1 protein-coding gene is annotated in these 259 nt (G+C 32.4%); it reads right to left on the reverse strand.

The window, feature by feature from the left end:
• Window positions 1-50: 50 nt before the first annotated feature.
• Window positions 51-259 (reverse strand): hypothetical protein (locus tag AC2FA3_RS15330; RefSeq protein ID WP_490510337.1); only part of this gene is annotated, 209 nt, incomplete at its 5' end.

The raw sequence follows: 259 nt of genomic DNA on the forward strand, positions 1-259 counted from the left end.
ATTTTATATATACGCCGTTCTACTCCATCAATTCGCAATTTTTTTCTCTCCTATCCGTTCAAATGCGATAAATCGTTATGTAAATAAATATCGACATTATGAAGAATTCTTTGCACGTCTATTTTAAGCGGCTGCAAATTCGTACGTTGTTCGTTATTAATCATTTTCTGAATATTACATAAACTGGCAACCATCGTTTGATCGTTACGAAAATCAATCAATTGTCGCATCCGCAATTGAAAATCGTATACTTGAATAT

The organism is Janibacter sp. CoH_79_TC_3 (assembly GCF_058197955.1).